This is a genomic window from Leeuwenhoekiella polynyae (assembly GCF_004104075.1).
In the GTDB taxonomy this organism is placed as follows: domain Bacteria; phylum Bacteroidota; class Bacteroidia; order Flavobacteriales; family Flavobacteriaceae; genus Leeuwenhoekiella; species Leeuwenhoekiella polynyae.
In genome coordinates, this window is sequence record NZ_QOVK01000016.1 from 94,720 (window position 1) to 101,034 (window position 6,315).

Annotated in this window: 4 protein-coding genes; all 4 read left to right on the forward strand. The window is 40.5% G+C overall.

Features of this window, described 5'->3' with window-relative positions:
* Positions 1-89: 89 nt before the first annotated feature.
* The 4 genes from DSM02_RS14965 (at position 90) to galE (ending at position 6,170) form a co-directional block, all read left to right on the forward strand.
* A complete protein-coding gene (locus DSM02_RS14965; RefSeq protein WP_164918323.1) occupies positions 90-1,100 on the forward strand; it encodes an aldose epimerase family protein in 1,011 nt (336 codons plus the stop codon).
* Complete coding sequence (glpK, locus tag DSM02_RS14970; RefSeq protein ID WP_128766372.1) at positions 1,101-4,277, forward strand: glycerol kinase GlpK; 3,177 nt, start codon at positions 1,101-1,103, stop codon at positions 4,275-4,277.
* Between the two features lie 67 nt (positions 4,278-4,344).
* The gene (locus DSM02_RS14975) at positions 4,345-5,151 is read left to right on the forward strand and encodes an HAD-IIA family hydrolase (protein WP_128766373.1); all 807 of its coding nucleotides are present in this window, start codon (positions 4,345-4,347) and stop codon (positions 5,149-5,151) included.
* Positions 5,148-6,170: a UDP-glucose 4-epimerase GalE gene (galE, locus tag DSM02_RS14980; protein WP_128766374.1), complete on the forward strand. Its 1,023-nt coding sequence runs from the start codon at positions 5,148-5,150 to the stop codon at positions 6,168-6,170. Before DSM02_RS14975 ends, galE begins: the two co-directional genes overlap by 4 nt.
* The last annotated feature ends 145 nt before the right edge of the window (positions 6,171-6,315 follow it).

Here is a 6,315-nt window from a genome sequence, read left to right on the forward strand (position 1 = left end):
TGTTTTGGGTTATAGTGACAAAAGAGCGTGCAAATTCGGCTAGTATCCCTTCAGTATTTTATATATTTAACTTTATAAAAAACTTTCCATTGATAACAATTCAACCTTTTGATACCACGCAAGACGGGCGCTCCGTTTCTTTAGTAATTTTAAAAAATCCATCTGGGATGGAAGCACATTTTATCACGTATGGTGCTATTTTACAACGTTTAATTGTGCCGGATGCCGGTGATTATACCGATGTGGTTTTGGGCTATAATGATCTCATTACTTACGAAAATGACACGTATTTTATGGGGCAATTGATAGGGAGAAACGCAAATAGAATTGCGCACGCCGAAGTTGTTTTAGATGGAAAAAAAGTAGCGTTAAGTGCCAATGAAGGTACTAACCAATTGCATGGGGGCTTTGAAGGTTTTGGAAAAAAAATCTGGAATGTTGCCGAACTGGATGACGAGGTCGTTTTTAGCTATATGAGTAAGGATGGAGAAGAAGGTTTTCCGGGGAATCTGTTGACTAAAATGTTTGTAAAACTGACCGATGCTAACGAGCTTATTATGCGTTTAGAAGCGACTACAGACCAGGAGACTATAGTTAATTTGACCCGTCACGAGTATTTTAATCTGAATCCACACAGTGGAAAAGGTATTGCTGAACATACCCTGCAAATAAATGGTGGCGGCATATTACCTAAAAACGAAAATAACGTACCAACTGGTAAAGTCTTGCAGGTAGAAGGTACGCCTTTTGATCTTCAGGAATCGAAAGTATTAGCAGGATCGCTATCAAAACTTGACGGAGGTTTTGACCATAATTATGTGCTGGAAAAATACAGTGATGAGGTTCCGGCAGCTATTTTAGCAGCACCTGGCGGTTCTCCTAAGATGGAAGTCCATTGCACACAACCTGGGCTTCAGTTTTACAGTGCAGCTGGTATAGATGCTGTGCCAAATAAATACGGAGAGATACAAGGACCGTCTCCGGCACTGTGTTTAGAGCCTCAATATTTCCCCGATTCTCCTAACCATCCTAACTTCCCGTCAACGGTTTTAAGACCTGATGCCGTTTACCGTCATGAAATACGATATAAATTCTTATAGATGAACACTTCATATATCATAGCTTTTGATCAGGGAACAACCAGTACCCGAGCCATCTTATTTGATGAGAAAGGTGGGATTGTTGCAACATCTCAAAAAGAACTGACACAGCATTATCCGCAATCGGGATGGGTTGAGCACGATCCTATGCAATTGTTTAAAGATCAGCAGGAGACTTTTGAAGATGTGATTGCAAAAGCAAATGTTCCTCTTGAAGCTATAAAAGCTATAGGTATTACCAATCAGCGAGAAACGACAATCGTTTGGGATAAGCATACAGGAGAACCTGTCTACAATGCGATTTGCTGGCTTGATAAACGAACTGAAGATAGTTGTGAGGGACTGCGTGAACGTGGTCTCTCTCGCTATATAGCTAAAAATACAGGACTTGTAATAGACAGTTATTTTTCGGCAACAAAGATTAAATGGATTCTGGATCATGTTGAAGGTGCTCGTGAAAAAGCAGAAGCCGGGGATCTGCTATTCGGAACAGTAGACAGTTGGTTGATTTTTAAATTTACGGGGAAACACCGCACAGACCACACCAATGCAAGCAGAACCATGCTTTATAATATTAAAGAGATGGACTGGGATGATGACTTGCTTGAGGAGTTGGGTATCCCCAAAAATATGCTGCCCCAAGTACAACCTTCCTCATCAGATTTTGGAAGCATTACCTATCAGAATACTTCATTTCCTATTTATGGTGTTGCGGGAGATCAGCAAGCGGCACTTTTTGGTCAGGGTGGTTATAAATCTGGGATGGCAAAGAACACCTACGGTACCGGATGTTTTATGCTGCTCAATACCGGTAAAAAACCTTCTTTCTCAAAAAGCGGACTTATTACCACGCTTTGCTGTACACTTGAAGACAAGAAACCTAAATATGCTTTAGAAGGAAGTGTTTTTGTTGGGGGAGCTTCTATACAATGGTTGCGCGACCAGGTTGGAATTATTGAGAATGCCGAAGAAACTAACGCAATTTGTCAAAGTATTCCGCCGCTTAAGGATTTGTTTTTTGTACCGGCTTTTAACGGCTTAGGTGCTCCTTATTGGGACGGAAACGCAAAAGGAAGTATTCAAGGTTTAACCTTTAGTACTGGCAGAAAAGAACTTGTAAAAGCTACTGTTGAAGCTTTGGCATATCAGGTGAGTGATCTGATCAAAGCGATGGAGCAAGACAGCGGTAAGCAAATCAAAACATTAAAAGTTGACGGTGGCGCTTGTGCCAATGATTATCTGATGCAGTTTCAGGCAGATATGCTTGATGCTAAAGTAGATCGCCCGGAAATGTTAGAGGTAACTGCAATGGGAGCAGCGCTACTTGCAGGTATAAAAGCAGGAATCTGGACGCAAAAAGATATCGCTTCCTTGCGTAAAGTAGAACGCATTTTTGACACAAAAATGGGTGTTCGTGAGCGCAATCACAAACAAGAAGGATGGGATCTGGCAGTGATGCGAACCCGTTCTGGATATGCCGAAAGTTTAGAAAAAGAGAAAACGCCGCTGCGTTTTAGTATTATAGACCGTAAACGCTACATTAAAAAAGCCAAGAAGAAAAAATTTGATTTGGTAATCATAGGGGGTGGTGTCACCGGAGCTGGGATTGCTCTAGATGCTGCGACCCGTGGAATGAGTGTGTGCCTCGTAGAGAAAAATGATTTTGCTTCGGGAACGAGTAATAAAAGTACCAAGTTGGTTCACGGTGGCTTGCGCTATCTTAAACAGATGGAAATCGGTCTGGTAAAAGAATCGGGTACAGAGCGGGCGATTGTTCATAAACTGGCTCCGCATTTGGTAGTTCCGGAAAAGATGTTACTTCCGTTAATTGAAGGTGGGCAATATGGTAAAACGTTGACTTCAATAGGTCTAAAAGTCTATGATTTGCTCGCTAGTGTTGAAGGCGATGATAAACGCCAGATGCTTACTAAAGAAGAAACGCTGGAGCGCGAACCTATTCTGGATGAATCTAAAGTTTTGGGAGGCGGATATTATGCCGAGTATCGCACAGACGATGCACGTCTCACTATAGAATTGATGAAAAAAGCCGCCGGGTTTGGTGCGGTTTGTCTCAATTACTGTGAGATGAGTGATTTTGTCTACAACTATAAAGGCAAGATTACGAGCGTAAATTGTTTAGATCACAACACCGGTCAATCTTTTGAGGTAGAAGGCCGAACTTTTGTCTCGGCTGCCGGGTCCTGGGTAGATAAGCTTCGGGCGAAAGATGAGTCGATGAATAATAAACATCTGCACCTCACAAAAGGGGTGCACTTGGTTTTTCCGAAGGAAAAATTACCCGTACATCAGTCGCTGTATTTTGATGTGCCAGACGGGCGCATGATTTTTGCGATTCCGCGTGGTAGAGTTACTTATGTGGGTACGACAGATACCAATTATTCGGGAAATTTAGATCGTGTCGTAGCTACAAAAGATGATATTAAGTATTTGCTTGATGCGGTAAATGGTACATTTCCCGATATCAATTTAACCGAAGCAGATGTAGAATCAAGTTGGGCAGGTTTGCGACCGCTTATTCACGAAGAAGAAAAAGACCCCTCTGAGCTATCGCGAAAAGATGAAACGTTCATAAGCAAAAGCGGCTTGATCTCAATCGCTGGTGGAAAGTTAACCGGATACCGCAAGATGGCACAGCGGGTTAATGAAACCGTTAGTAAACGTCTTAAAGAAAAATACGACAAGACTTATGACGAGTCCCGTACACAGCATATCGCCCTAACGTCTCATGCGATGCGTAATTCAACCGAAGTAGAGCAGTATCAGGCACAACTGCAAGAGGTTTTAGCATTCTTAAATATTGAGAATGCTGCTTATAAAGCCTGGTATTTAACTTCGACTTATGGTAAGCAAACCGAGATTATAAAGAACAAGATCAATTATTTTAGAAATAGGGACGTAAATGATCGTTTATTGCGTGCTGAGCTTTGGTATAGTGTGCATTATGAGATGACAAATAGTTTAGCTGATTTCTTTGTACGACGAACCGGAAGGCTATATTTTGATATCACTACCATCAATCAGTTTCGGCAAATAGCTGTTGAAGATTTTATCAATTATCTCGATTGGGATGAAGCGCGTGTAAACTTCGAAAATGCAAAATTAGATGAGTTGCTTTACGATGCTACTCACTTTTACGACAACGAGATAGAAGCTTAATTTTTGTTCAAAAAGTACAACATGCTTAACTTTAAAAGTTAATTTTACATTTAAAGCAAATTACCCGATGGATAAAGGATTTTTAATAGATATGGACGGGGTTATTTACAGTGGTAATGACCTAATTCCAGGAGCAGATACATTTATAAAAACATTGCAAGAGCGTGGAATACCGTTTTTGTTTATGACTAATAACAGTCAGCGCAGCCCTATTGATGTTGTAAATAAACTGAAGCCTATGGGCATAAGCATTAAAGAAGAAAATGTTTACACCAGCGCCATGGCTACCGCTTGGTTTTTAGGTTTTACAAAGCCTAACGGAACAGCCTATGTTTTAGGAGAGGGCGGACTTTTAACCAGCTTACACGAGAATGGATACAGTCTGGTGACGCAAGATCCGGATTATGTGGTAGTGGGTGAAGGAAGAAACTTCACGTTAGAAATGGCTAACAACGCTGTGGATATGATCTTAGGCGGAGCCAAACTTATCGCGACTAACTTAGACCCTTCTCCAATGAAAATAGGTTGGTCTAATCTGGGAATCAAGGCGATTGTTAAAATGATTGAAGAAGCTACTGGTCGCAAGGCATTTTCAGTAGGAAAGCCCAGCCCGGTTATGATGCGTGCTGCACGAAAGAAATTAGGACTTACCACAGATCAGACTATCGTTATAGGCGATACGATGGATACTGATATTTTAGGCTCTATACAAATGGGTTATAAAACCATACTTACCTTATCTGGGGTTTCAAAAGCAAAACATATTGATAACTATGCTTTTGGGCCGGATATGATTATAGATTCATTAAAAGATTTTAACATTGACGAGGCTTTAGAAAAGCTTTCCGTTGAAAATAATAAAGCAGAATTTTGAAAGTACTAGTAACAGGAGGCTTAGGCTTTATAGGGTCGCATACCGTTGTAGAATTGCAAAATGCGGGCTATGAGGTGGTTATTATAGATGATTTGTCTAATGCTTCAGAAGCAGTTTTAGACGGGATAGAAGCTATAACCGGAAAAAAGCCGGATTTTGAAAAATTAGATCTTCGTGATAAAAATGCAGTTTCGGCGTTTTTTAAAAAATACGCAGATGTAGTGGGAGCAATTCATTTTGCTGCATCTAAAGCAGTGGGTGAAAGCGTGCATAAACCTTTATTGTATTACGAGAATAACTTGAGCTCTTTAGTTTATTTATTGCAAGAACTCACAGCAAAAGATTTCGCTAACTTTATTTTTAGTTCTTCGTGTACAGTTTATGGTCAAGCTGATGAACTTCCTATAACTGAAAACGCACCGGTAAAACCGGCTGAATCCCCTTATGGAAACACTAAGCAAATTGGGGAGGAAATTATAAGAGATACGACTAAGGTTTACGATAAATTCAAAGCGATTGCTTTGCGTTATTTTAATCCAATAGGTGCGCACCCTAGTGTTGAAATAGGAGAATTACCTCTTGGAGTTCCACAAAATTTAGTACCGTTTATTACGCAGACTGCTGCCGGTTTAAGAGACCAGCTCTCTGTTTTTGGAAATGATTATCCTACCGCTGATGGGACTTGTGTACGCGATTATATTCACGTAGTGGATTTGGCTAAGGCTCATGTTATGGCGCTTACGCGATTGGTAGAAGCTAAAAATAAAACTAATTACGAAGTGTTTAATTTGGGAACGGGTACCGGTAGTTCCGTTCTGGAAGTAATTGAAACTTTTGAAGAGGTTTCGGGTCAAAAATTAAATTATAAAATAGTAGATCGACGCGAAGGAGACGTTGTCGCTGCATACGCAGATACCGATAAAGCAAATAACGAATTGGGCTGGAAATCTCAATTATCATTAGCAGATGCATTAAAATCTGCTTGGGATTGGGAGAAGAAAGTTCGCGGAATAGAATAGTTTATTTTCCTGATGAAAAGCAAGAAGAGGCTGTCTAAAAAGGCAGCCTTTTTTTATAGGATTTATTCTGAATATGTTTTAATTTCATGGAATGAAAGCAAAACCTGTTTGGAAGACCGACCATCAGTCTCAGTTGAGCCTGCTT